This is a genomic window from Xanthomonas protegens (genome assembly GCF_038442435.1).
GTDB lineage: Bacteria > Pseudomonadota > Gammaproteobacteria > Xanthomonadales > Xanthomonadaceae > Xanthomonas_A > Xanthomonas_A sontii.
In genome coordinates this window covers 42,496-66,482 of sequence record NZ_JAQJCQ010000017.1, presented here as the reverse complement: position 1 = coordinate 66,482, position 23,987 = coordinate 42,496, and the positions used below count along the sequence as shown (strand labels likewise).

At 65.8% G+C, this 23,987-nt stretch carries 19 protein-coding genes and 1 riboswitch; of the genes, 14 read left to right on the top strand and 5 right to left on the bottom strand.

What is annotated here, in order from left to right; translation table 11 throughout:
• The first annotated feature begins 171 nt into the window (after positions 1-171).
• Positions 172-912 carry a response regulator transcription factor gene (locus PIQ37_RS17605; protein ID WP_342074441.1) on the top strand — a complete coding sequence of 247 codons (741 nt, stop codon included), beginning with the start codon at positions 172-174 and terminating at the stop codon, positions 910-912.
• 9 nt (positions 913-921) lie between these two features.
• Here PIQ37_RS17605 and PIQ37_RS17600 read toward each other — a convergent pair whose 3' ends face one another.
• Complete coding sequence (locus PIQ37_RS17600; RefSeq protein WP_342074440.1) at positions 922-2,280, bottom strand: sensor histidine kinase; 1,359 nt, start codon at positions 2,278-2,280, stop codon at positions 922-924.
• 240 nt (positions 2,281-2,520) lie between these two features.
• Between PIQ37_RS17600 and PIQ37_RS17595 the strand changes: the two genes are divergently transcribed.
• Both PIQ37_RS17595 and PIQ37_RS17590 read left to right on the top strand, forming a co-directional pair.
• Complete coding sequence (locus PIQ37_RS17595; RefSeq protein WP_342074439.1) at positions 2,521-4,662, top strand: YadA family autotransporter adhesin; 2,142 nt, start codon at positions 2,521-2,523, stop codon at positions 4,660-4,662.
• Between the two features lie 39 nt (positions 4,663-4,701).
• The gene (locus tag PIQ37_RS17590) at positions 4,702-6,636 is read left to right on the top strand and encodes a S8 family serine peptidase (protein WP_342074438.1); all 1,935 of its coding nucleotides are present in this window, start codon (positions 4,702-4,704) and stop codon (positions 6,634-6,636) included.
• Positions 6,637-6,764: 128 nt separating this feature from the next.
• Here the strand turns inward: PIQ37_RS17590 and gcvP are convergent, their stop codons facing one another.
• Complete coding sequence (gcvP, locus tag PIQ37_RS17585) at positions 6,765-9,626, bottom strand: aminomethyl-transferring glycine dehydrogenase (RefSeq protein ID WP_342074437.1); 2,862 nt, start codon at positions 9,624-9,626, stop codon at positions 6,765-6,767.
• 102 nt (positions 9,627-9,728) lie between these two features.
• A riboswitch (glycine riboswitch) is annotated at positions 9,729-9,833 on the bottom strand.
• 289 nt (positions 9,834-10,122) lie between these two features.
• On the opposite strand from gcvP, the gene PIQ37_RS17580 reads away from it, so the two are divergent.
• The 11 genes from PIQ37_RS17580 to PIQ37_RS17525 all read left to right on the top strand — a co-directional run bounded on the left by PIQ37_RS17580 (position 10,123) and on the right by PIQ37_RS17525 (position 19,115).
• Positions 10,123-11,373: a multidrug effflux MFS transporter gene (locus tag PIQ37_RS17580; protein WP_342074436.1), complete on the top strand. Its 1,251-nt coding sequence runs from the start codon at positions 10,123-10,125 to the stop codon at positions 11,371-11,373.
• Between the two features lie 50 nt (positions 11,374-11,423).
• Positions 11,424-11,834 carry a hypothetical protein gene (locus tag PIQ37_RS17575; protein ID WP_010340260.1) on the top strand — a complete coding sequence of 137 codons (411 nt, stop codon included), beginning with the start codon at positions 11,424-11,426 and terminating at the stop codon, positions 11,832-11,834.
• A gap of 4 nt (positions 11,835-11,838) precedes the next feature.
• Entirely contained in the window at positions 11,839-12,369 is a 531-nt protein-coding gene (locus tag PIQ37_RS17570; protein ID WP_342074435.1) for a GNAT family N-acetyltransferase, read from the top strand.
• Between the two features lie 517 nt (positions 12,370-12,886).
• Positions 12,887-13,525, top strand: coding sequence for a hypothetical protein (locus PIQ37_RS17565; protein WP_150411133.1), 639 nt, complete (start codon positions 12,887-12,889; stop codon positions 13,523-13,525).
• A gap of 49 nt (positions 13,526-13,574) precedes the next feature.
• Entirely contained in the window at positions 13,575-14,714 is a 1,140-nt protein-coding gene (locus PIQ37_RS17560; RefSeq protein ID WP_342074434.1) for a type IV secretion system protein, read from the top strand.
• Positions 14,715-14,764: 50 nt separating this feature from the next.
• The gene (locus PIQ37_RS17555; RefSeq protein ID WP_342074433.1) at positions 14,765-15,298 is read left to right on the top strand and encodes a DUF4189 domain-containing protein; all 534 of its coding nucleotides are present in this window, start codon (positions 14,765-14,767) and stop codon (positions 15,296-15,298) included.
• 344 nt (positions 15,299-15,642) lie between these two features.
• Positions 15,643-16,182, top strand: coding sequence for a DUF4189 domain-containing protein (locus PIQ37_RS17545; protein WP_342074432.1), 540 nt, complete (start codon positions 15,643-15,645; stop codon positions 16,180-16,182).
• A gap of 53 nt (positions 16,183-16,235) precedes the next feature.
• A complete protein-coding gene (locus PIQ37_RS17540) occupies positions 16,236-16,562 on the top strand; it encodes a hypothetical protein (RefSeq protein WP_209245812.1) in 327 nt (108 codons plus the stop codon).
• A 24-nt stretch (positions 16,563-16,586) separates the two neighbouring features.
• A complete protein-coding gene (locus PIQ37_RS17535) occupies positions 16,587-17,111 on the top strand; it encodes a hypothetical protein (protein WP_342074431.1) in 525 nt (174 codons plus the stop codon).
• 10 nt (positions 17,112-17,121) lie between these two features.
• Positions 17,122-17,772: a hypothetical protein gene (locus tag PIQ37_RS17530; RefSeq protein ID WP_407136949.1), complete on the top strand. Its 651-nt coding sequence runs from the start codon at positions 17,122-17,124 to the stop codon at positions 17,770-17,772.
• Positions 17,769-19,115, top strand: a complete 1,347-nt coding sequence (locus PIQ37_RS17525; protein ID WP_342074430.1) for a hypothetical protein — start codon at positions 17,769-17,771, stop codon at positions 19,113-19,115. The genes PIQ37_RS17530 and PIQ37_RS17525 overlap by 4 nt, the downstream gene beginning before the upstream one ends.
• A 127-nt stretch (positions 19,116-19,242) precedes the next feature.
• Here PIQ37_RS17525 and PIQ37_RS17520 read toward each other — a convergent pair whose 3' ends face one another.
• The 3 genes from PIQ37_RS17520 to PIQ37_RS17510 all read right to left on the bottom strand — a co-directional run bounded on the left by PIQ37_RS17520 (position 19,243) and on the right by PIQ37_RS17510 (position 23,798).
• The gene (locus PIQ37_RS17520; protein ID WP_342074429.1) at positions 19,243-21,234 is read right to left on the bottom strand and encodes a M2 family metallopeptidase; all 1,992 of its coding nucleotides are present in this window, start codon (positions 21,232-21,234) and stop codon (positions 19,243-19,245) included.
• 126 nt (positions 21,235-21,360) lie between these two features.
• Positions 21,361-23,022 carry a phosphoethanolamine transferase gene (locus PIQ37_RS17515; RefSeq protein WP_342074428.1) on the bottom strand — a complete coding sequence of 554 codons (1,662 nt, stop codon included), beginning with the start codon at positions 23,020-23,022 and terminating at the stop codon, positions 21,361-21,363.
• A complete protein-coding gene (locus tag PIQ37_RS17510; RefSeq protein ID WP_342074427.1) occupies positions 23,019-23,798 on the bottom strand; it encodes a phosphatase PAP2 family protein in 780 nt (259 codons plus the stop codon). Before PIQ37_RS17510 ends, PIQ37_RS17515 begins: the two co-directional genes overlap by 4 nt.
• Positions 23,799-23,987 lie beyond the last annotated feature (189 nt).

Here is a 23,987-nt window from a genome sequence, read left to right as displayed (position 1 = left end):
CAGTTTGGTTATTCTGAAGGCGATGGTGCGACGACGGCGTCCTCCTTGTGCATGTCCACCAGAAGTTTATGATCGGCAACCGGTCGCTCCCTTTGTGGACGAATCATGCCAGCTCTTACCTTTGGGTGATTGGGACGTCGGGTAACACAACGCTAAAGAGTCGAGGGTGGCATGAGTGCTGGCAAGCGTCCAATCCGGGTCGGATTGGTGGAGGATAATGTCGAACTGCGGGAGGAGATCATCGCCAAGGGACTGCGGGATCACGGCTTCGAGGTGGTCGGGCTGGGGGAATCAAAGTTTCTTTTCCTGGAGATGCTGAAACAGCCGTTCGATGTAGTGGTGATCGATATTGGGCTGCCCAGGGAGAATGGACTCGATGTGGCTCGACAGTTGCGTGAGATCTCCGAGGTGGGCATCGTCATCCTGACCTCCAATCGGCGCAAGTCGGCACGCATCAATGCATTGATGGGCAGTGCAGATGCGTTTTTGTCCAAGCCGGTGGAAATGGATGTGCTGGTCGCCACGATCCATAGCCTGATGAGACGTATATGGGAGCGCCAGCGTCAACACGCCCAGTCGCTGTCGCCGCCTGTCTGGAAGTTGGGTGCAGGTCACTGGTCGATCTGTGCGCCCAGCGGCACCACGATCCCGCTGACCGCAAACGAGCGTGCAGTGATGCGTGCGCTGGTCCAGGCCCAAGGAAGCCCGGTAGAGCGCGAGAAACTGCATCTCGCCATCGATCCTGATCCTTGCAACTTCGATGGGCACCGTTTGGACATGATGATTCATCGGTTGCGCAACAAGGCCATGCGGGTCGCTGGCGAGACCTTGCCGCTGCAGACCACGCGTGGCTTGGGTTACGCCATTGTCGTTGGCGACTGGCAGTTGGATACGGATAGCGACGCAGCCTGATCTCGCGGTTCATTGTACGCAGGGTAGGGATAGCGTCACCGCGGTTCCCGCGCCTGGCTCGCTATCCACTCGGACCCGGCCGCCAATGGCACTCACGATGTCCAGGACGCCTGCAAGTCCCAGCCCTGTACCGTGCCCGCTGGGCTTAGTGGTGAAGAATGCGTCGAATATCCGCGGCAAGACCTCTGGGCCGATACCTACCCCGGAGTCGTGGAGTTCCAGTTCTACCTCGTCGTCTGTGCCTACTCGGGTGGTGATAGTAAATGTGCCGTTGGAAAGCTCTTGCATCGCGTCGCATGCGTTCGATGCAATGTTCAGCACCATCACGTCGAACTGGTGGCGGTCCATTTCAATCATACGTGCGCCGGTACCAGCAATCGTATCGATGCGAATGGAGGGGTCGAATAGCTGTCTCAGCATTGGCACGAGTTCGGCGACTGCCCTGTCCAGTTCGAAGCGGACAGGCTTGATATCTTCCAGGCGGCTGAACGACAACAGGCGATCAGTCAGGTCGAGCGCTTGACGGGCTACGCGCTCGATCGAGGCCAGGCCTTTTTGCAATTCTTCGGCGCCGTGTTCTGCCATGCGTCCGCGTTGCATCGCATAGCCAAGAATTACGCTGAGCAGATTGTCAAAGTCGTGCGCGACGCCCGCCGCAGTCCGATTGATGGCATCCAGCTTTTGGGTGTGCAGCAGGCGGCGCTGGGTTTCTCGCCGCTTCTCCATTTCCGCTGCCAGCGCCTGATTGGCGCGCGCGGTCTCCTGCGCGTGCGTGCGCGCGTCTTTGATCCCCTCGCGCAACGCGCGGATAGCGCCATCGAAGATGATGGCCGACATGGTGTAAAGCCCGCCGATCGAGGCCATGCGCTCCATCGCCATGGAGGAAAGTCCGTCGGCGCTGGAAAAGTGGAAGTAATCGCTGGCGATGCCGAGGCCGAGGCTGGCCAGCAGTACAGCGTAGATCCACCACATGTCGCGGCGGCCGATCAGCAATCCGCCGAACGAAAGGATCAATAAAGGGAGCGGCGTGGGGAACAGATGTTGCGCGCCGACAGTGGCATAGTTGTACAGCACAAGCGCCAGCAATACGCCGACGAAGGTGCGCAGCGCAAGGCGATAAAGGCCGCGCCTCACCAGGATAAAGCCAGCCAGCGCCGACAATGCGATCACGCCGTCCACGACCGCGTCGAGTGCGAGCGTCGGCGGTACTGCGTTCGCCAGGCGTACCTCGTAAAAAGTGAAAACGCCCTTCGTCACGAACAAGTAAGCGAAGGAGAAGAGAAAGAATAGCTGCACCAGAGGAGCGTTCTTGCGCTCTATCGGATCCTGGATGGGGGCAGCCTTCAACCATTGCGTGAACGTTTTCATCGGTCATGGCTCGACGGACGATGGTGGCATCGTGGGGGCGTGTGGGATGGGAGTGACATAAGCAAGAAACGGTGAGATTTGAAAGACTCCGTGGATGTCAGTCCTGTGACCAACTGCTAGTAATGCATCCGTCGGCCGAAGGGGGGCTGGCGCGAGGCGCGACGATGCGCCTTCTTTCTTCGATGCCGGACTTGCGCAGGAAGCATGGGCACAGCATCCGCATACACGGGACCATTTTGCATGAACAATTCGTATCAGACGCGAGCCTGCGTCGATCGTGGCCGCTTGTCCTGCCTGGACGCATGGCCGCCATTTTGCCTGCTCGCCGCCGCGCTGTTGGCGTTGCCAGCCTTTGCGCTAGCGCAAAACGCCACCGATGTTACGCCTTATGTGCAGATCGCTCCGGACGCGAACGGCACATTTGCGGCCGCTTCGGCCAGCGGAGATGATGCTGTCGCGGTGGGAACCGGCGCCAGTGCCTCCGGGCAGGGCGCCGCGGCACTCGGGACGCAGGCGTTGGCAGACGGCGATAGCGCACTGGCCAGCGGCTACTTCGCTACCGCCAGCGGCAGCGAGAGTACTGCGCTTGGCGCCAATGCAGGTGCCAGCGGCGAGCAAACGATCGCGGTTGGCGCGCAGGCGCTGGCCAACGCGGACTACGCGGTAGCGCTGGGCGCCGCTAGCTACGCCGGGGCGATCGGCGCCACCGCTGTTGGCAACGGCGCGACGGTGACCGGCGAGCAGGCGACGGCCGTCGGCTATGGCACCACGGCTTCGGCGCAAAATGCGGTGGCGCTCGGCACGCAGGCCAATGCGGCCGAGGCGAATGCCATCGCCATTGGCGCGTCTGCCCAGGCTACGCTGGACGGCGCCATTGCGCTTGGTGCGCAAAGCGTGGCACAGAGGTCTGGCGCGATGGCGCTGGGCAATGCAAGCCAAGCAACGGGCGATCGCAGCATCGCGCTTGGCAATGCCAGCATCGCGTCAGGCAACCACGGCATCGCGATCGGCTCTTCGGTGGACGGTTTGTTTCCCGTCGCGACAACGGCCCAGGCCGACTATGGTGTGGCCATTGGAACCGGCGCAACTGCGCTTGATTACGGTTCCACCGCGATCGGGAGCCTTGCGGTCTCACGTGCCTTCGGTACTACCACAATCGGGTTCATCGCCAGCGCATATGGGGAGGCGAGCACGTCGGTCGGAAATAATGCCTCAAGTTTCGGGGTGGGTGCAGTCGCGCTTGGCGTGAATACTCAGGCGATCGCCGACAACAGTGTGGCTTTGGGCGACAATGCGGTAGCCGATCGTGCCAATACCGTCTCCGTTGGAACGCCGGTGGGCGCCAGCGTGGGTGCTGGCATCAGCTCGGGAAACTATCGGCAGATCGTGAACGTCGCCGACGGCACCGATGTGCACGACGCTGTCACCGTCAATCAGCTGAACACGGGGCTCGCCTCGACCGCGGCCGTCTTTGGCGGCGGCGCTGCCTACGTCAACGGCGCATTGGTCGCGCCGAGCTACATGCTGCAAGGGCAGAGCTATTCCAGTATCGCCTTGGCATTCGGTGCGGTGGACGGGTATCTGAGCGAGTTGCGGTCGGGCACCTCCAGCGTACAAGCGGGAACTGGTAGCGGGCTTTCCCTGGGCGATACCTCACATGCGCAGGACGCAACTGACACCGCGGTGGGGCGCAACGCCACGGTTGGTGCCGACAGTGGTACGGCCGTTGGCAGTGGCGCCACGGTGGCGGCGGCGGCTGTCGGCGGCACGGCGCTGGGGGCGCAGGCCACGGCATCGGCCGTCAACGCGACCGCCATAGGCAGCAGTGCCCAAGCGAGCGCAGAAGGATCGGTGGCCATCGGCGCCGGTGCCGTCGCCGATCGTGCCAATACCGTTTCCGTCGGCAGCAACGGTGGGCAGCGCCAGATCACTCAGGTGGCGGCGGGCACGCAGAGCACCGATGCCGCGAATGTCGGTCAGGTAAATCAAGCGTTGAGCAATGCGCAGACATACGCCGACAACGGCGATGCCCGGACCTTGCAGCGCGCCAACGCCTACACCGACAGCAAGTGGGCCAGCATGGCCACGCAAGACGATTTGACGGCGCTTAGCGATCGCACCGATCGCCGTTTCTCGACGATGGGTACGCGCTTGGATCGATTGGGTTCGATGTCCGCGGCCAATACCCAGATGGCGATCAACGCAGGCGGCGGGCTGTCCTCGCGCGGCCGGATCGCGTTCGGCGTCGGCTTCCAGGCGGGCGAGAAGGCGCTGGCTGTGGGCTACGCGGTTCCGGTTGGCGCGAAGGGACGCTTCAGCCTCGGCGGCGCGTTCTCTGGCGACGAACGCTCGGTTGGACTCGGCTTCGGTCTGGATCTGTGATCGGTAGGAACTTTTTCGCAATCTTTTTGGAGTGATCTCATGTTTCCCCGCAAACACGTGTTGCCACTGACGCTCGCCGCGCTCCTGCTCGGCCCGGATGCCATCGCCGACGAACTTCTATCGAAGCTTCCCGCCAGCATCCCTGCTGCCGCCCCGCAAGCTCGATTCAATCAGTTCATTGTTCGTTACCAGGATGGCACCGTCGCACGCAATCGCGCCGACGTTGAGCGGCAAGCGACACGCGCTCTGGCCGCTGCCCAAGCGCCAGCTGCAAAGTCCGCGGTCAGTGCGTCGCCGAGTGCGCGCTATCTGCGCGCGCTGGGCCGCAATGCTGTGGTATTGCGTACCAGTCGCGGCCTAAGCCAGGCTGATGCGCAAGCGCTGATGACGCAACTGGCTGCAGATCCAAATGTCGTGTATGTCGAGCCTGATCTGATGCTGCACGCGTTCAAGCCGGTGCAGCGAGCCGATGTCGACCCGCCTGTCGTCACCGACGATCCGCGTTCGGTCAGCCTGCAGTGGGACCATGCTGCGCCGGATGGCACTCTGACCACCGTCGGCAGCGATACCAATGCTTATGCCAATTACGGTGGCGCCAACGTGGCGCGCGCCTGGAACCTGGCCGATGGCAACGGCATCACCGTCGCCGTCTTAGATACCGGCATCACTGCGCATCCAGACCTGGACACGTCGCTGGGCGATGCCGGTTACGACTTCATCAGCGACAAATTCATTTCCGGTCGCAGCAGCGATGGCCGTGCCGCTGGCGGTTGGGATCTTGGGGATTGGACCACCGGCGACGAATACCTGTACGACAATGGCGGCTGCGTCGATGCATCGCAGCAGGAACCGAGTTCTTGGCATGGTACGCACGTGTCGGGCATCATCGCCGAGATGGCGAACAACGGCATCGGTCTGGCCGGAGTCGCCTACAAGGCGAAGGTGTTGCCGGTGCGCGTCCTCGGCCATTGTGGCGGTAGCACCTCCGACATCACCGATGCCATCACCTGGGCATCCGGCGGCAGCGTCGCTGGCATTCCCGTCAATACGCATCCCGCGCAAGTCATTAACCTGAGTCTGGGCGGTGGCGGCGCATGCGATGCCAATAGCGCGTTGGGCCAGGCCATCAGCGGCGCGATTGCCCGTGGCACGGTCGTGGTGGTGGCCGCGGGCAACAGCAATGTCGATGTTGCCAATATTTCCCCGGCCAGTTGTCCGGGTGTCATTGCGGTGGCGGCGACCGGCATCACCTCAACGCGCGCCTACTATTCCGACTACGGCAAGGGCGTGGCGATCGCAGCGCCTGGCGGCGGTGTACATCCTAACGATGGTGCATTCGGCGACACCATCTCCGCTGGCGTGATCTGGTCTACGTTGAACCGTGGCACCACAGTACCGCTCGCGGACACCGGATATGCCGGTTATGCGGGGACTTCGCAGGCGACTCCCCACGTGGCCGCAACAGTAGCGATGATGCTGAGCGCTCGACAGGAAGCGCAGTTGTCCGTACCGACGCCGGTACAGATTCGCAGGCTGCTGTCGAGCACCGCCGCACCCCTTGCGGTAACGCCGGACAAGCCAATTGGCGCGGGTCTGCTGGATACGTACGCAGCGGTCCGAGCGGCGTTGACTACGCCGGACCTTAGCAATCCCGAAGTGGCGCTGACCCGCGGCGTCCCGCTGAATTCTCAGAGCGGGTTTGTCGGTGAAACGTTCCTCTACACCCTGAGCGTGCCTGCCGGCGCTCGCAATTTGACACTGCGGACCTATGGTGGCAGCGGCGATGTCGCGTTGTATGTCAAAGCGGGCAGTGCGCCTGCAGTGGATGGCACGGATGCGACATACCGATCGACAAAAGCCGGCAACAACGAATCGGTGACGTTGACGCGTCCGGCGGCGCAGACCTACTACATGCGCGTCGTCGGTGCCGGCAATTTTGCCGATCTGACGGTATTGGGGACTTATACGCAGTAATCAGTCCACTTCGAGGCATGTTTCGGCATCCTCGACGTTTCGCCCTTGCCAATTCGGCAAGGGCGCTTGCGCAGAAGCGCTCAGCACTTTGGTGGCTGGGCCGCCTCCTGCGTCGTCTGGGTCCATGCTCAGACCACCACGTCTTCCTTGTACGCGTCCACCGGGATGCACGCGCACATCACGTTCTTGTCGCCGTACACGTTGTCCACGCGCGCCACCGGCGGCCAGTACTTCTGCTGCTTCAGCGTCGGCAGCGGGAACGCGGCCAGCTCGCGCGGGTAGGCGTGGGTCCACTCGCTGGCGGTGACCTGCGCGGCGGTGTGCGGGGCGTGCTTGAGCGGATTGTCCTCGCGATCCAGGCGGCCGTCCTCGATCGCGGCGATCTCCTCGCGGATCTGGATCATCGCGTCGATGAAGCGGTCCAGCTCGTGCTGCGATTCGCTCTCGGTCGGCTCCACCATCAGCGTGCCGGCGACCGGGAAGCTCAGCGTCGGCGCATGGAAGCCGAAGTCGATCAGGCGCTTGGCGATGTCCTCGGCGCCGATGCCGCTGGTCTTCTCCAGCGGGCGCACGTCGAGGATGCACTCGTGCGCGACCAGGCCGTTGCGGCCGGTGTACAGGGTCTTGTAGTACGGCGCCAGGCGCTTGGCGATGTAGTTGGCGTTGAGCAGCGCGACCTGGGTCGCCTTGCGCAGCCCGCTGTTGCCCATCATGGTGATGTACATCCAGCTGATCGGCAGGATCGAGGCCGAGCCGAAGCTGGCCGCCGAGACCATGCCCACGTCGCCGTCGCCACCGAGCGTGCGCGGCAGGTACGGCGCCAGATGCGCCTTCACCGCGCACGGGCCGACGCCGGGGCCGCCGCCGCCGTGCGGGATGCAGAAGGTCTTGTGCAGGTTCAGGTGCGACACGTCCGAGCCCCACTTGCCGGGCTTGGCCAGGCCGACCAGCGCGTTCATGTTGGCGCCGTCGGTGTAGACCTGGCCGCCGTGCGCGTGCACCGCCTCGCAGATCGCCACCACGTCTTCCTCGAACACGCCGTGGGTGGACGGGTAGGTGATCATCAACGCGGCCAGGCGCTCGGAATACTTCTCGGCCTTGGCGCGGATGTCGGCGACATCGACGTTGCCGTTGCCGTCGCACTTGGTCACCACCACGGTCATGCCGCACATCTGCGCCGAGGCCGGGTTGGTGCCGTGCGCCGATTCTGGGATCAGGCAGATGTCGCGGTGGCCTTCGCCGCGCGCGCGGTGGTAGGCGCGGATCGCCAGCAGGCCGGCGTACTCGCCCTGCGCGCCGGAGTTGGGCTGCAGGCTGACCGCATCGTAGCCGGTGCACTCGACCAGCATCGCTTCCAGCTCGTCGATCAGCTGCTTGTAGCCCACGCTCTGCTCGGCCGGGGCCAGCGGATGGATCGCGCCGAACTGCGGCCAGGTCACCGGAATCATCTCGGCGGTGGCGTTGAGCTTCATGGTGCAGCTGCCCAGCGGGATCATGGTGCGATCCATCGCCAGGTCCTTGTCGGCCAGCGCGCGCATGTAGCGCAGCAGTTCGTGCTCGCTATGGTGGGTGTTGAACACCGGGTGCTGCAGGAACGCGCTGTGGCGCAACAACTGCGGCGGCAGCGCGTCGGCGGTGGCGGCGTCGAGCGCGTCCACGTCGGCCTGGGCGCCGAACAGCTGCGCCAGCGCGACCACGTCGGCGCGGGTGGCGGTCTCGTCCAGGCTGATGCCCAGGGCGGTGCTGTCGATCGCGCGCAGGTTGATGCCGGCCGCACGCGCCTTGGCATGGATGGCCTCGGCGTCGATGCCGGTGACGTGCAGGGTGTCGAAGAAGCGCTCGCCGACGGCGACGCCGGCGCCGCGCAGCGCCGCGGCCAGGATCGCGGCCAGGCGGTGGGTGCGGCGGGCGATGCGCACCAGGCCCTCGGGGCCGTGGTACACCGCGTACATCGAGGCCATCACCGCCAGCAGCACCTGCGCGGTGCAGATGTTGGAGGTGGCCTTCTCGCGGCGGATGTGCTGCTCGCGGGTCTGCAGGGTGAGGCGGTAGGCGGGGTTGCCGGCGGCGTCGATCGACACGCCGATCAGGCGGCCCGGCATCGAGCGCTTGTAGGCGTCGCGGCAGGCCATGAACGCGGCGTGCGGGCCGCCGAAGCCGAACGGCACGCCGAAGCGTTGCGAGTTGCCGACCACGATGTCCGCGCCCCATTCGCCGGGCGCGGCGATCAGGGTCAGCGCGAGCAGGTCGGTGGCGACCGCGACCAGGCCGCCTTGCGCGTGCACCGCGTCGGCCAGCGCCTTGTGGTCCCCGATGTGGCCGAAGCTATCGGGATACTGCAGCAGCACGCCGAAGCACTCGGCCTGCAGCGCTTCCTCCGGCGTGCCCACGCGCAGCACGATGCCCAGCGGCTCGGCGCGGGTGCGCAGCAGCTCCAGGGTCTGCGGCTGCACCGCGTCGTGCACGAAGAAGGTGTCGGATTTGGACTTGGCCGAGCGCTTGGCCAGGGTCATCGCCTCGGCCGCGGCGGTGGCTTCGTCCAGCAGCGAGGCGTTGGCGATCTCCATGCCGGTGAGGTCGGCGCACATGGTCTGGAAGTTGATCAGCGCTTCCATGCGGCCCTGCGAGATCTCCGCCTGGTACGGGGTGTAGGCGGTGTACCAGGCCGGGTTCTCGAGGATGTTGCGCAGGATCACCTTCGGCGTGTGGGTGCCGTAGTAACCCTGGCCGATGAAGCTGCGGAACACGGTGTTCTTGTCGGCGATGGCGCGGATCTTGGCCAGCGCCTCCTCCTCGGTGATGGCGTCGGGCAGCGCCAGCGCGGCGGGCGACTTGATGTTGCCCGGTACGATGGCGTCGGTCATCGCCTCCAGCGAGTCGTGGCCGACGGTGCGCAGCATGTGCGCGATCTCGGCGTCGTTCGGGCCGATGTGGCGCTCGATGAAGGCCGAGTGGTGTTCGAGGTCGCGCAGCGAAGAGGTGTGAGACATGGCAGTCGTCCGGCTGAGGAAGGCACGAGGAGGCGGGGACGCGCGCAAGGCCGTCGTCGGGCCGCAGCGGCGGGCACGATCGACGGGAAGCACGCGTCTTCCCAATGCCCCTCTGTCCTTTTGCCTGAGAGTTTGGAAGCGGCGGCTGGCGCTGCGCTTCGTGCCCCTTCGGCGCCGGGTTTGACCGGTCTCTCCAGAGTCTTGGTGCGGGTGGTATCGGGCCTGAGCGATTACGGGCGTTTGCGCCTTCGGCAGCGGGTCGCCCCGCTTCTCCCACCTTGCTGCGCCGCGATTATAGCGTGGCCGGCGGCGCCCACGGCGGGCCGCGCGCACCCACGCCAGCCTGAATGGGCAAGCCGCGGCGGATGCGCGCCTGCGGCCGCAGCGCGTATCATGGCCGCACTCCCTTTTCTCGCGCCCGTCCATGCCGGACGGCGTCGTCGCGCGTGCGCCCGTCCTGCGGCCGCCGCGGCCGGCTTTTCAGGATGATGTCCCCATGACGCTCCCGTCCGTGTCCACACGCCGCATGGCCCTGTTGCTGGCCGGGCTGGCGATGTTCGGCCCGTTCTCCATCGACACCATCTTCCCGGCGTTCCCGCAGCTGGCGCAGCGCCTGCACGCCGATCCGGTGGCGATCCAGCAGACGGTGAGCGTGTACCTGCTGGCCTACGCGCTGATGGGCCTGGCCCACGGGCCGCTGTCCGACGCGTTGGGGCGGCGGCGGGTGATCGTCGCCGGCCTGATCGTGTTCATCCTGGCCTCGGCCGGCTGTGCGCTGTCGCGCGACCTGCCGACCCTGCTGACGTTCCGCGCGCTGCAGGGCGTGTCGGCCGGGGTCGGCATGATCGTCGGCCGCGCGGTGATCCGCGACCTGTTCCATGGCGACGATGCGCAGCGGCTGATGAGCCAGGTGTCGATGATCTTCGGCATCGCCCCGGCGATCGCGCCGGTCATCGGCGGCTGGATCCTGGGCAGCGGCCGCGGCTGGCCGATGATCTTCTGGTTCCTGGTCGGCTTCTCCTCGCTGCTGCTGGTGGCGACGCTGCGCTGGATGCCGGAGACGCATCCGCCGCAGGCGCGCACGCCGCTGGCGCCGCGTACGCTGCTGCGCGACTACATCGGCATCGCGCTCAATCCGCGCTTCCAGCGCCTGGCTGCGGCCGGCGCGTTCAATTTCGGCGGGGTGTTCCTGTACATCGCCTCGGCGCCGGTGTTCATGATCGACCTGCTGGGCAAGACCGAGCGCGACTTCGCCTGGCTGTTCCTGCCCACCATCGGCGGCATGACCCTGGGCGCGTTCCTGTCCGGGCGCATGGCCGGGCGGCTGGGGCCGATGCGCCAGGTGCGCTTCGGCTTCGTCTGCTGTGGCCTGTCGATGGCCGGTAACATCGCCTACACCGCGCTGACGCCGGCGATCGCGCTGCCGTGGGCGGTGCTGCCGATCTTCTTCGCCGGCCTGGGCACCGCGCTGATCTTCCCGATCCTGGCGCTGGCGGTGCTGGACATGTACCCGCGCCAGCGCGGGCTGGCCTCCTCGCTGCAGGCCTTCACCCAGTTGATGGTGACCGTGCTGGTGGCCGGGGTGCTGTCGCCGCTGCTCAGCGGCCATGCGCTGCACCTAGCGTTGGGTTCGGGCGCATTCTTCCTGCTCGGCTGGGGCTTCTGGCGCTGGGAGCGGCGCAGCGGCAAGCGCCTGCCGCGGCCGGACGCGCAGGTGCCTCGGCTGGAACCGGCGGACCCGCTGTGAGCGGCGTCGCGGTTGGGCTATCGTCGTCGGGTCTTCGTTGAGGAAACCGCATGTCCATCCAGTCCAAGCAGCGCCGCGATCTGCGCAAGAAGCTGGCCGAGCGCCTGCGCCACCGTGCCGAGGACGCCGCGCCGGCCGCGCCCATCGAGCCGCATGCGGAACTGCGCGACCAGCAGCGCACGCTGTTGGCCGGCATCGTGCGCCGCGACGGCGAGTGGGTGCTGGGCATGGACGGGCGCATCGCCGGCCAGAGCGAGAGCGCCGCGCAGGTGCTGTCGCTGATCATGCAGGCGGCGGAGCTGCACGAGCGCGCCGGCACGCCGGTGCGGCTGATGTACTCGGACGCGCTGAAGGACGCCGCGCACGCCGATGCGCAGGCGCAGGGCCTGAGCTTCGACGAGTTCAAGACGCGCCACGCCCAGGTCATGCGCCGCGACGACGGCGCCGCGGCCCCGGCCTGAGGCCATGGGCCAGAGCGCGGGCCAGGTTGCGCAGGAGGCCGTGTCGCTGGCGCGGGTGCGGCGCCGCGACGGCATCGCGCTGATCCAGGCGCACCGCGCCAGCGTCGCCCTGCATCACCCGTGGACCTACCCGTTCACCGACGTGCCCGGCTTCGAGGCCTGGTACGCGCAGACTCTGGACGGTAGCAACATCGCGTTGCTAGCGCGCGAACGCAGCAGCGGCGCGCTCGCCGGCCTGTTCACCTTCAGCCAGGTGGTCGGCGGCTGCTTCCAGAGCGCCTACCTCGGCTACCACGCCATGGCCGGCTGCGAAGGCCGCGGACTGATGACGCATGCGCTGCGCCTGTGCGTGGCCTACGCCTTCGCCGAACTGGGCTTGCACCGGGTGGAGGCCAACATCCAGCCGGACAACACCCGCTCGCTGGCGCTGGCGCAGCGCGCCGGCTTCCGCCGCGAAGGCTATTCGCCACGCTACCTGCGCATCGGCGGGGTATGGCGCGACCACGAGCGCTGGGCGCGGCTGGCCGACGACTGAGCTGGCGCACCGCGGTCGGCCTGGGCGGGCCGGCGCGGACCTGGCTGCGCAAAACGGACGGTGACAGCGTCGCTGGCTGGCTCGGGACATGCCGCGACGAAATGTCGGAGTTTTCCTACCCCGGTCAGCGAAACCATTGGCGTGCCTGGCTTCGCTGAATGCGCTTCCCTACGGAGGCGCATGGAACGGTGGAAATGGAATGCACTTCATGCAAGAGTCCGCCGCACCCTGCCTCATCTGCTCATAAAGGACTATGGCCGCAGCAGGTTCCCCAATCCGACCACCCAGTGGCTCCGCTGCTGCCGCCGACGGCTGTCCGTCGGCCTCTGCCGCCAACGCACAGCAGCTGGAAACCGTCGCTGCGTCCTGTATCGCACGAGACTTGCCGAGATCGCCCATGACCCACTCCTCGACCCGTCGCCCCCGCTGGTCGCGCCTGTTCGCAGGCGTCGCGCTCGCCGCCTTTTTGGCTGCCGGACCCGCCAGCGCCACCTGGATCGTCAACGACCCGATGTCGATGGCCAAGGCGTTGCAGGAATACGCCGAGCAGGCCAAGCGCTGGGGCGAGACGATCAAGCAGTACCAGATGCAGTTGGAGCACTACCAGCAGCAACTCATCAAGCTCCAGCGGCTGCAGTTCGGCGACTCCACCATGGCCGACAACTTTCCCGAGCGTCCCCAGGACTACGGGCTGGAGGACAGCTGCCCCGGCGCGAGCCAGAGCGGCATCGCCGGATTGATGAACCAGTTCAAGGCGCTGGCGCCGGACATGAACGGCAGCGCGGTCGACGAGCAGATGAAGGTCTGCGCGCGCATCGTGATGGCCAAGAACGCCCAGTACAACGAGACGGTGCGCATGCTCAAGCGCCTGATCCAGCGCAACGAACAGTTCAAGCAGGTGCAGTCGCAGCGCGACGGGATTGGGACCAGCCAGGGCGCGCTGGCCGCCAACGACAACGAGGTGCGGCGTTTCGTCGCGCAGAACGCCATGGACCTGGATTACTGGCAGGCGCAGATGAAGGCCTACGACACCTACATCGTGGCGCTCAAGGACGACCAGTCGCGATTGGCGCGGCGGGCGCTGGATGGCAACAAGAACAACATCCTGGGGCAGGTGATCCAGGCGGGTGTGCTCGCTGGGGCGCTGTCCAAGTGATGGCACCGGCAACTCCAACACAGCACGGGACATCGGGTAGGCACGCAGCATGAACGGATTCTTCGACACCGCCACGCACTGGATGCAGCCGTTGGCGGACGCCAATCTGGGCGACTTCCTGTTCTTCCGGTTGGTGAACAACTACTTCACCAACGAGATCGCCGAGTTCGGCCTTGAACTGATGCGCCGCGCGATGCATTGGGTGAGCGTGATCGCGTTGACGGCTACCACGTTCTGGATCCTGATCCAGGGCTACCGCATCGTCACCGGGCAGTCCCGCGAATCGGCGATGGCGACGATGGTCAAGGCGGCCAAGGTGGCGGTGATCCTGATGATCGCATCGACCCTGGGGGCAAACGGTGCGGCGTTGCACAAGGCGATGACGGACAACCTGGACATGGAGATCCACGGGTTGTTCACCGGAGACGACACCAGCAGCGCGGCCGAATCGATCGACGACAACCTGAAGTACACGCAGCTGGCCCTGTCAGCGCTCGACGCGGTGCGTGTGGACGCCAACGATCCAGAATCGATCGAGAAGAAGGGGCGCTCGATGCTGCTGGCCAGCTTCGGCACGGCCAGCCCGCCCATGGCGGCGGGCGCGATGTTGCTGCTGTTCAAGTTCACCATGGCATTCCTGGTGGGCATCGGCCCGATCTTCATCTTCTTCCTGATGTTCGACCAGACCAAGGACCTGTTCCGGAAGTGGCTGTTCTACGTGATCGGCACCCTGTTCTCGATGTCCATGCTGTCGGTGGTGTCGGCGATGGTCTTGAAGTTCACGGCCAAAGTGGCGGCGGCGTACTGGGCGATGAAGTTCATTCCGTTGGCGAATGCCGAAGGCCTGTCGTCCCAGGCGCTGCAGCAGGGCGGGATCGGGTTGCTGATGACGGTGCTGATCGTCACGGTGCCCACGATCGCGGCGGCGGTCTGGCAAGGCAACATGGGCACGTTCATGACCTACACGGCCTTCGGCCCTGCGACTGCGTCTTCGCCTGGGCCGCAGGGGCTGCCGCCGGGGTCTTACACGCCGGAGCGCGTGGCTCCCAATAGTCGGACTAGCAGTGGGTCCGAGTCGCCCGCTGATCTAAGTTCAACAAGGGTGCCACCTTCTTCCAGCATCGCTCCGAATCAGGAAACTGGTATGCGTGGTATTGCCAGTCAGAGGAACGCTGATCGTCTGGGCTAGACTTGAAGTCGTATTTTAATGAAAGTTTCACTTTCTAATTCGAGGTGAAAATGACTGGGGCGCGGATTTTCTTCTTTCTAGCACTACTCTTCATTTCTGCTGCTGCGACTGCTGAAGGAAATTGCCCTCCCGGGCAATACCCTATTGGCGGCCAGGGTACGGCGGGCTGTGCACCGATTCCTCAGCAAAATTCCACTGTTTCACAAGAGGCTCGACCCACTGGGAAGTGGCTCAAGACTTGGGGGGCTATCGCGGTCGGGAGAGTGGACTCCATCCCCTACTACGGCGTGCCAACGGGGGCTATGTCTAAATCCGAAGCCGAGCAACAGGCTTTAGAACGGTGCGCCAAGAAGGGGCCAACTAATTGTAGTGTGGCCATTACGTATCAAAACCAATGTGCTGCCATCGGTGAGCCGCGAGATGGGGACAAGCCAAGCCCCATTGGCTTGGCTCAATTTGTTTCGGCGCCTACAAAGGAAATGGCGAGTGATGGCGTGCTCAAAAGGTGCTTGGCAAAAAACGCCGGCATGCGGTGCGAGGTTATCTATATCGGTTGCTCTGAGCCTGTGTTTCGGAGGTACTGATTTAGATGCTTAAAGATGATCTCCTATGTATATAGGTCTGCTGCGTTTCGGTACTGCGCGCACGATCGCCGCGGCGGTCTGGCAAGGCAACATGGGCACGTTCATGACCTACACGGCCTTCGGCCCTGCGACTGCGTCTTCGCCGGGGCCGCAGGGGCAGCCGCCGGGGTCTTACAGCCCCCCGCAAACCCGACCGGACTCGCAGGCTTCGTCGGGTTCGATGGTGGGCTCGGCTAACCACCGGCTTGGCGGCGCGCCGGCCAACAATTCTCCTTCCGAAGGCAGTGGCGTCATGGGCGCTGCCAACCGCGATACCAGGATCAGGTAACGTGAAAGAGAGAGCTATGTACTTCAAACTTCTAGCGCTTTGCGTCTTGATGGTCGCTGCGTATGGCGCCCACGCGGAAGGCGGATGTCCCCCCGGCCAGTATCCCATCGGTGGCCAGGGGGCGGCTGGTTGCGCTCCGATTCCGCAGAACCAGGCGGCCCCGCAGGAGGCTCTCCGGCCGACTGGGTACTGGGTCAAGACCTGGGGTGCTATTGCCATGGGCTCGGGCGACGGCTGGAACAGCCTGGGGGTGACGACAGGCAAGGCATCGAAATCCGAAGCGGAGGCCGACGCGCTGAGGCGCTGCTCTTCCGATGGAGTGAAGGATTGTCGAATCGGCTTTGTCTATAAAAACCAGTGTGCGGCTGTTGCGGAGCCACAGGTTGGGGGAAGGGCCTACCTCGACGGGCCGACAAGCTTCGCCGCCGCAGGCGACGAAGAAGCAGCCAGCGGCGTCGCGATGGAGCGTTGCGAGCGAGAGAATCGCGCGGTCTCTGGTATGCAATGCAAGGTGATCTACACCGCATGTTCCAAGGCGGTTTTCAAAAGCTACTGATGCCTGGCCTCAAGCGAGGCTGGAAGATTAGCAACCCCTCAAGGAGAAGGGTCGTGAAGAAGCGTGGATTGTTTCCCTTGGCGCTGCTTTCAGTGATGGCGTTGCCATCGTCGGCGCAGACTGACGGCTACTACGAGTTCATTCCGTACTACGACAACGATCCGTTTCTCTTCTGCACGATCGGCGTGCCCAGCGACTGCTGGGCGCCGATCAATCCCGCCACGGGCGCGTTCACCGTCACCAACCCGTACTGCTACAACGCGTACTCGTCGGCGATGTATGCGCGTGTCTGCCCCCATGCGTTCACGAGCGGGAAGGTAGGGTCAGCGGCGGCGACGCCGCGCTCTTCCGTGGTGCGGGACAGCGCTGCCGTTCCCTGACTTGGTCGATGCAGGAGCCGTGACATGTCCCACATGCTGTGGTCGAAGGAGTGGCAGATTTGCGTGCGGCGCACGTGTGCGCTGCTGACCACGGCGCTACTCGCACTGCTGCTCACCGCCGGGATGGCCGCGCTGGCCTACCGTCATGCGGGTGGCACGGCACTGCTGATGGCCCAGACACTGGCGGTATTGGGTGCTCTGCTGCAACTGGGCATGGTGGGCATGCTGGCGCTGCTGGTCGTGCGCGCGTCGCGCGCCTGGTGGCGTCTGCGCTCCGGTGGCAAGCGCACGGTGCAGTCCAGGCAGTTGTGCCATGCCATCCTGCAGGTAGCCGGGATGACCTTGCTGATGTGGTTGTCTGCCCTGGCGGCCGTCGCGCTCCCCGGTTCCCTGCCGCTCTTCATCCAGGTGCCGGAACTGGGCCTGTCGCTGCCGATCTTGATCGCCTTGCTGCTGATGCAACGTCTGCACGTGCGCCATGGCTGCCGCCGGCTCACCGAAGCCCTCGCTGCCGCCGAGCATGCAGCGCGGCGCACCATCGTGGCCTGAGACCCTTTCCATGAACGCCAAGATCCTCTGCGCTTTTTCCCTTCTGCTGTTGTTGACAGGATGCAACCCGATGAACACTGCCTCGGAGAATGCCGCCAGTCCTCATGCCGACGCCCATGGTGACCCGGTGTACCGCAAGAATCCGCATCCGACGCAGGCGTATCGGATCACGATGATGATTGAGGATGCGCCTGGGCCATTTGGATTCGTGGATGCTGCCGCTGTCTATCAGATGAGCAACTACGAACAATGCACGCCAGGAGAGCCGCTTGAAGGAGTGTGGACAAAACGCAAGGACGACCATATCCCTGCGGCTTTTGCGAAGGTCGATGCCAACACCTATGTCACTACGATCTATACCGATGGGATGGTGGATGCTGACTACTACGGTCAGGGTATCTGCCACTGGAGGATCAACGGCATCGTCATCGGATTGAAGGCAACAGGCAAGCAGCAGGAGACGAATTTTTCTCCCAGTCTTGAGAGGCCAGAGATCATCGAGTCCCGGTCGAAGGTCACCTACTTCTGGAAGGGCCGCTATCCCAAAGAGGATATGGATGATTTCCAGGATGTCGGTCAGCGCGATGCGGAAGATTTCGACGAAGAGGCTCGCAAGAACCTGTTCAAGGTCACGCTCAAAGCAGAGCGGGTGGTCCCATGACGTTGACCAGTCAACAGTACGCAACCCTCGCATACGACGTTTATTCGAAGCCGAATGAGTTCGGGCCGAAGAGCGCCACCATTGAAATCGGCGGAGAGTTCTACCGGCGCCTAGCGTACGTGGATCGACCTTCCGGCTATCAGGGCATCCTGTACCAGCGAGTGAATACCGGCGAGTTGGTTGTCGCGCATCGCGGGACCGAATTCGATCGTCAGCCGTTGCAAGATGGCCTTGCGGCCGATGGCGGCATGGTCGCTACCAGGCACAACAGGCAGGTGAAAGACGCCATCGCGTTCACGCGCGAAGCTGTGCAATATGCCGAGAAGATAGGCGAGCATGGAAGGGTCCCGCCTGTCGTTGTCACCGGCCACTCCCTGGGCGGCGACCTCGCGCAGGTCGCCGCCCACCACTTCGGCCTGAAGGGCGAGACCTTCAACGCCTACGGCGCGGTCAGCCTGGATCGCCGGATCCCCGAAGGTGGCACCGACGTCGTCAACCACGTCATGGCCGGCGACCCCGTCAGCGCTGCCAGCCGTCACTACAGCCAGGTCCGCATCTACGCCACGCCCGAGGAAGTCGCCACGCTGCAGCGCGCCGGCTACGACAACAGCAGCGGCGGCTGGGATGCGCGCAATCCGTTCAGCGCGGTCGGCGGGTTGCTCGTCGAGTCGCACCGCATGCACAACTTCCTGCCGGTGGACGGCAACGGGCGGCCCGACCGCTCCGTGTTGGAAGACCCGGCGGCGCACCAGCGCGCCGCCCAGTACGCGCCGATGATCGGCAGGTACCGCGAGGATGTGGAATCCATGCGCATCGGCACCACGCTTCTGGCACGCGGCGTGCGCGGGCTGGCCGGTGACGCCGTCAACGAACTGCGCGGGCCGTTGCCGCCGGGCGAGGGTCGGCAGGGCATCGGTGCGCCGGAATGGTCGGAGCACATGCGGCGGCTGCATCTGCCGAAGCAGGAAGCCCACGCGCCGCAGGGTTGGCACGTGCCGCTGAAGGTGCCGGAGCAGGGGGCGGCAGTGCGGGACGAAGACCCGCTGTTTCGTGCCATCAAGGAGCGATTCCCGGCCGCTATGCCGGATGCGACGCTGAGGCATGCCGCGGCGCAGGCCCAGCGCGATGGCATGACGCGGCCCGAGCAGATCAAACACGTCATGGTCGATGGCGGCAACGCCTGGATCGAAGGGTATACGCCGGGGTTCCGGGTGAAGGTCGATCTCTCTGCGGTGCCATCGCGACCGGAAGAGGCGATCGCGTCACCCGCCAAGGACGGGGCGGCGCTCGCGTTGCAGCAGGCCGACAGCGAGGCGCAGCACGTGTCTGCACGGACGCGATAAGCACTTCAGGCATGTCGCGGCTTCTTTTCCCGCCTGACTGATCCGCACGGCGCGCATTTCCTCTACGCGCTTACCTCCACGGTCTGTCCTGACGACTGCGCTTCGGCTTTGCGCCCGCCGCGCCGCGTCAACCTTGCTTCTGCGCCGGGACTGCAGTGGGGTGCGCTGCGGCAGATGCCGCCTCCCACCCGCACATCCGCCCCTGGTTCTGTTGCTTGAGCCACTCCTGCATCGGCGCGAAGTATTCCAGCAGCGGGCCGGCGTCGATGCGCTCACTGCCGGTCAGTTCCTTGAGCGTGGCCTGCCAGGGCTGGCTGGCGCCGCGTTGCAGCATCGACCAGAACTTCTGCCCGGCTTCCTTGTTGCCGTAGAAGGTGCACTCGTACAGCGGGCCCTTGTAGCCGGCGGCGTCGCACAGGCTCTTGTAGAACTGGAACTGCAGGATGTGCGAGAGGAAGTAGCGGGTGTAGGGGGTGTTGGCCGGCACGTGGTACTTGGCGCCGGGGTCGAAGAAGTCCTCGCCCCGCGGCGTCGCCGACGCCACGCCCTGGTACCTGGCCTTCAGCTCCCACCAGGCCTGGTTGTAGCGGTCCGGGGCGATCGAGCCGTCGAACACGCCCCAGCGCCAGCGGTCGATCATCAGCCCGAACGGCAGGAACGCGACCTTGCTCAGGGCCATGCGCATCTGCGCGTTGATCAACGCTTCGCGGCCGACCTGCGGCGCATCGACCAGGCCGATCGAATGCAGGTACTGCGGGGTCATCGCCAGCACCACGGTGTCGCCGATGGCTTCGTGGAAGCCGTCGTTGGCACCCGCCTGGAACAGCGGCGGCAGCGGGTTGTAGGCCAGGTCGTAATAGACGTGGCCGAGTTCGTGGTAGATGGTGGTGAAGTCCTCTTCGTTCGGCTTGACGCACATCTTGGTGCGCACGTCGCCGGCCATGTCCATGTCCCAGGCGCTGGCGTGGCAGACCACGTCGCGGTCCAGCGGCTTGATGAACTGGCTGCGCGTCCAGTAGCTGTCCGGCAGCTTGGGCATCGCCAGCGAGGTGTAGAAGTCCTGTGCACGCTCGGTCATCTGCCGCGCGCTGAGCAACTGCGCCTCGCGCTGGGCCATAAACCGCGCGTCCACCGAGGTGTCGCCGTTGCGCCGCGCCAGCGCCGCGCTCAGGTTGCCCTGGTACTGCCGCTCCAGTGCGTCGGTGATGTCCAGGCTGCCGGCGCCGGGGTAGGGCTGCAGCAGGTCCCACAGGTTGCTCCAGTCCTGCTGCCACATGTTGCCGAGCAGATGCGCCGGCAGCAGGCCGCCGGCGAGTTCGCCCTTGTCCTTGCCGTATTCGGCGTCGAGCTTGCCGCGCGCGTAGCAGTGCAGTTGTTCGTACAGCGGCTTGACCTGCGTCCACAGCCGGTCGGTCTCGGCGGCGAGCTGTGCCGGCGGCATGTCGTAGCCGCTGCGCCACAGTGCGCCGGTGTCGGCGTAGCCCATGTCGCGCGCGCCTTCGTTGACCAGTTCGACGAAGCGCTGGTAGTCCTTGCGCATCGGTTGCACGGCGGCGTGCCAGCCCTGCCAGGCATCCAGTTGCTGGTCGTAGTCGCGGCTGCGGCGCAGCACGTCCTCCAGTTCGCCCAACTGCCGGCAGCGGCGCGCGTCGCCTTCGCCGGTGCAGTAGGAGGCGGCACCGTAGGCGCCTTCCATCTTCGTCGCCAGCGCGGCCAGTTCGCCCAGCCGCGTCGGATCGCGTGGCGCCGGCATCGCGGTCATCTGCTGCAGCAGGCGCAGTGCGCGGGCGCTGTCGGGCGACATCGGCTTGCCGTCGTAGCGTCGCGCCTGCGCGATCCAGCCGTTGAGCGTGGTCAGCCAGCGCGCGTTGGCTTTGGCCGCCAGCCGCTCGCTGTCGCCGTTGATGTAGGTCGCCGACAGCCACTGCGCCGCGGTCAGTTCCGGCAGCAGCGCGCGGTACTCCTCGTTGATACGGGCGACGAACTGGTCGGCGCTCTCGCCCTGGGGCTGGGCCGCGGCGGGGGCGGCGGTCTCGGCCGCGGGTTCCTTGCGGCAGGCGGACAGCGTCAGCAGGCTCGCGCCGAGGCACAGCGCGAGCAGCGGAGAGCGGTGGGTCACGGCGAATCCTTGCAGGGCGATTGCCCGGAAGGCTAGTGGCCCGCCCGCAACGCCGCAAGTTCGGGCGGCGCGCCCTGGGCCTCGCCGCCGCGCCCGCTTACGCCATGAGTGCGCGTGGACGGGCGGTCACTGCGGCCTGGCGCACTGCGCGAACAGGTCGCGCGTGTGGTCGTAGACGCCGGTCCTGACCTGCATCAGGCCCAGCACCGACGGGAACAGGTTGTCCTGGTCGGCGTAGCGGCGCGACCGCGCCTGCAGGCAGGCCAGGTCCAGGCCGCGCGCACTGGCGAAGCCGGGCGAGAACCACATCACCATCGGCACATGGGTCTGCTCCTGCGGCGCGATCGCGTAGGGCACGCCGTGCAGATACAGGCCCTTCTCGCCCAGCGACTCGCCGTGGTCGGAGAGGTAGATCATCGCCGTGTCGTAGTCGGGCATCGCCTGCAGGGCGTCGATGGTGCGCGCCAGCAGGTGGTCGGTGTACAGCAGCGAGTTGTCGTAAGCGTTGGTGATCAACTCGCGGCTGCAGTTGCCCAGGTCGGCGGTGTCGCAGGTCGGGGTGAAGCGGCGGAACGCGGCCGGGTAGCGCTCGAAGTAGCTGGGGCCGTGGCTGCCGAGCTGGTGCAGCACCACCACGCGGTCGCCGGGCTTGGCGCGCACCTGCGCGGCCAGATCCTGCAGCAGGATCTCGTCCATGCAGCGCCCGTCCTTGCACAGCTGCGGATCCTTGGCGTCGTCCAGGTGCTGGATCTGCAGGCCGTCGCACACGCCCTTGCAGCCGGACTGGTTGTCGCGCCACAGCGTGCTGATGCCGGCGTGCTCGAGCACGTGCAGCAGCGACTGGTGCTTGCGGATGTTGCTCTCGTTGTAGTCGTGGCGGCCGAACGGGGAGAACATGCACGGCACCGAGACTTCGGTGCTGGTGCCGCAGGAGTGCATGTCGGGGAAGTTGATCACGTCGCGCTTGGCCAGTTCCGGCGTGGTCTGCCGCGCATAGCCGTTGAGGCCCCAGTTCTGCGCGCGGGCGGTTTCGCCCAGCACCACCACCAGCAGCCGCGGCTTGCTGCCCGGCGCACGTGCGGTCGCCTTGGCGTCGTGTTCCAGCGGCAGCTTCGGCGCCTTGCGCGTGGGGCTGTCGGACTTGAAGTTCTGCCGCAGCGCGACCAGGTAATTGATCGGCGTGGCCAGGTAGCGGATCTCGCGATGGTTGCGCATCATCGCCGACAGGTCCTGGAACGACAGCATCGCAGCGACGCCGCCCAGCGCCAGCATGCCGACCAGGAAGCCGGCGCGGATCGCCAGCGCCTTCAGCGGCGAACGCCGGATCAGCCGCACCCGCCACAGCACCAGGATCGGCAGCGCCGCGTAGAACAGCAGCGGCGCGATCAGCGCCGGGGTCATCAGCTCGCGCGATTCCTTGTGGTCGGTGGCCAGCACGTTGCGCAGCATGTCCGCGTCCAGGTAGACGCTGTAGCTGTTCATGTAGTGCGCGGCGAACGCGGTGGTGATCAGCAGTACCGTCAGCACCGGCTTGGCGATGCCGCGCCACAGCAGCAGGCCCAGCAGCAGGCCGTGCACCGCCAGCAGCAGCAGGAACAGCGACAGCGCCAGCTTCACGTCGCCGCCGTGGCCGCTCATCGCGCTGCGCCAGAACATGCCGTTGCAGGCCAGGGCGAAGAACGCGCTAGCCGCCAGCGCCAGCATCTCGTTGCTCAACTGCGGACGCCATGCCCACCAGCGGGCGCGGGAGGCGGTGGACGGCGAGGGCGGGGCGACGGAATGGCTCATGCGGCGGAATCGTTGGTGGTGGAAGGGCGTCGATCGGCCTGCGACAGGGTCGCACGCGGCCACAGCATCGCCCGGTACAGGCCCAGTGCCACGCCCCAGCACAGGGCCAGCGTCCACAGGTCGTGCGACATGAAATGCGCGCCGCGCAGCTGTTGGCCGAGACCGAACAGCAGGCCTCCCCCGAGGCCGATCGCCAGCGCCGGCCAACGCCAGGCCGGCTTGAGCGCCAGCGCGACGAAGTACAGCCCCACCCAGGCATAGCCGGCACTGGAATGACCGGCGGGGAAGCATACCCCGCGCGGCATGCCCGCCGGGCGGGTCTCGAACAGGCCCACGAAGATCCGCTCGCCGCCGTAGCGGGTCAGGTCCCAGGGGCAGTCCATGTGGGTCACCGACTTCAGCAGCGACACCACGCCGGTGCTCAGCGCCACCGCCAGCAGCAGGTACAGCAGCGGCAGCCGGTAGCGGCGGGCATCCGGACGGCGCCAGGCCCACACCGCCAGCGCGGCGGTCACCGCCCATGCCGCCGCGCTCAGCATCTTGCCGTCGTGGTGGATCAGGCTACGGGTCAGCGCCGCATCCTTCAGCGCCCACTGCCCGCCTTCCCAGCGATACAGCAGGTCGGCGATCCAGAAATCCCCGCCCAGGCCCATCAGCAGGCCACTGGCCAGCAGCACCAGGACCAGCGGCACCCAGAGGTGGGACAGATAGAAGTGTCGGCGTGCGCCGAGGTGGGGCGCCGCCGCAGCGGACAATCGCAGGGGCGTACTGAACATGGTCGACGAAGGCGGCCAGGGACGGCGGGAAAGTGGGGGCATGGTCGGGTTGCAGGTGTCGGATAGCTGTCGGAACTGCGGGTGAGAGGGCCGAGGCTTCAGCGAAGGTTGCGCACGGCCGCACTGATGCAAGCGCCGGGCCACGCGTACCGGTGGCCGGCGCGGAAGGCAGCCTGACGGCGCCGTGTT

Excerpts from the sequence above, each read along its gene's own strand:
- PIQ37_RS17605 (WP_342074441.1), top strand. The coding sequence starts at position 172 with ATGAGTGCTGGCAAGCGTCCAATCCGGGTCGGATTGGTGGAGGATAAT.
- PIQ37_RS17600 (WP_342074440.1), bottom strand. The coding sequence starts at position 2,280 with ATGAAAACGTTCACGCAATGGTTGAAGGCTGCCCCCATCCAGGATCCG.
- PIQ37_RS17595 (WP_342074439.1), top strand. The coding sequence starts at position 2,521 with ATGAACAATTCGTATCAGACGCGAGCCTGCGTCGATCGTGGCCGCTTG.
- PIQ37_RS17590 (WP_342074438.1), top strand. The coding sequence starts at position 4,702 with ATGTTTCCCCGCAAACACGTGTTGCCACTGACGCTCGCCGCGCTCCTG.
- gcvP (WP_342074437.1), bottom strand. The coding sequence starts at position 9,626 with ATGTCTCACACCTCTTCGCTGCGCGACCTCGAACACCACTCGGCCTTC.
- PIQ37_RS17580 (WP_342074436.1), top strand. The coding sequence starts at position 10,123 with ATGACGCTCCCGTCCGTGTCCACACGCCGCATGGCCCTGTTGCTGGCC.
- PIQ37_RS17575 (WP_010340260.1), top strand. The coding sequence starts at position 11,424 with ATGTCCATCCAGTCCAAGCAGCGCCGCGATCTGCGCAAGAAGCTGGCC.
- PIQ37_RS17570 (WP_342074435.1), top strand. The coding sequence starts at position 11,839 with ATGGGCCAGAGCGCGGGCCAGGTTGCGCAGGAGGCCGTGTCGCTGGCG.
- PIQ37_RS17565 (WP_150411133.1), top strand. The coding sequence starts at position 12,887 with ATGGCCAAGGCGTTGCAGGAATACGCCGAGCAGGCCAAGCGCTGGGGC.
- PIQ37_RS17560 (WP_342074434.1), top strand. The coding sequence starts at position 13,575 with ATGAACGGATTCTTCGACACCGCCACGCACTGGATGCAGCCGTTGGCG.
- PIQ37_RS17555 (WP_342074433.1), top strand. The coding sequence starts at position 14,765 with ATGACTGGGGCGCGGATTTTCTTCTTTCTAGCACTACTCTTCATTTCT.
- PIQ37_RS17545 (WP_342074432.1), top strand. The coding sequence starts at position 15,643 with ATGTACTTCAAACTTCTAGCGCTTTGCGTCTTGATGGTCGCTGCGTAT.
- PIQ37_RS17535 (WP_342074431.1), top strand. The coding sequence starts at position 16,587 with ATGTCCCACATGCTGTGGTCGAAGGAGTGGCAGATTTGCGTGCGGCGC.
- PIQ37_RS17530 (WP_407136949.1), top strand. The coding sequence starts at position 17,122 with ATGAACGCCAAGATCCTCTGCGCTTTTTCCCTTCTGCTGTTGTTGACA.
- PIQ37_RS17525 (WP_342074430.1), top strand. The coding sequence starts at position 17,769 with ATGACGTTGACCAGTCAACAGTACGCAACCCTCGCATACGACGTTTAT.
- PIQ37_RS17515 (WP_342074428.1), bottom strand. The coding sequence starts at position 23,022 with ATGAGCCATTCCGTCGCCCCGCCCTCGCCGTCCACCGCCTCCCGCGCC.
- PIQ37_RS17510 (WP_342074427.1), bottom strand. The coding sequence starts at position 23,798 with ATGTTCAGTACGCCCCTGCGATTGTCCGCTGCGGCGGCGCCCCACCTC.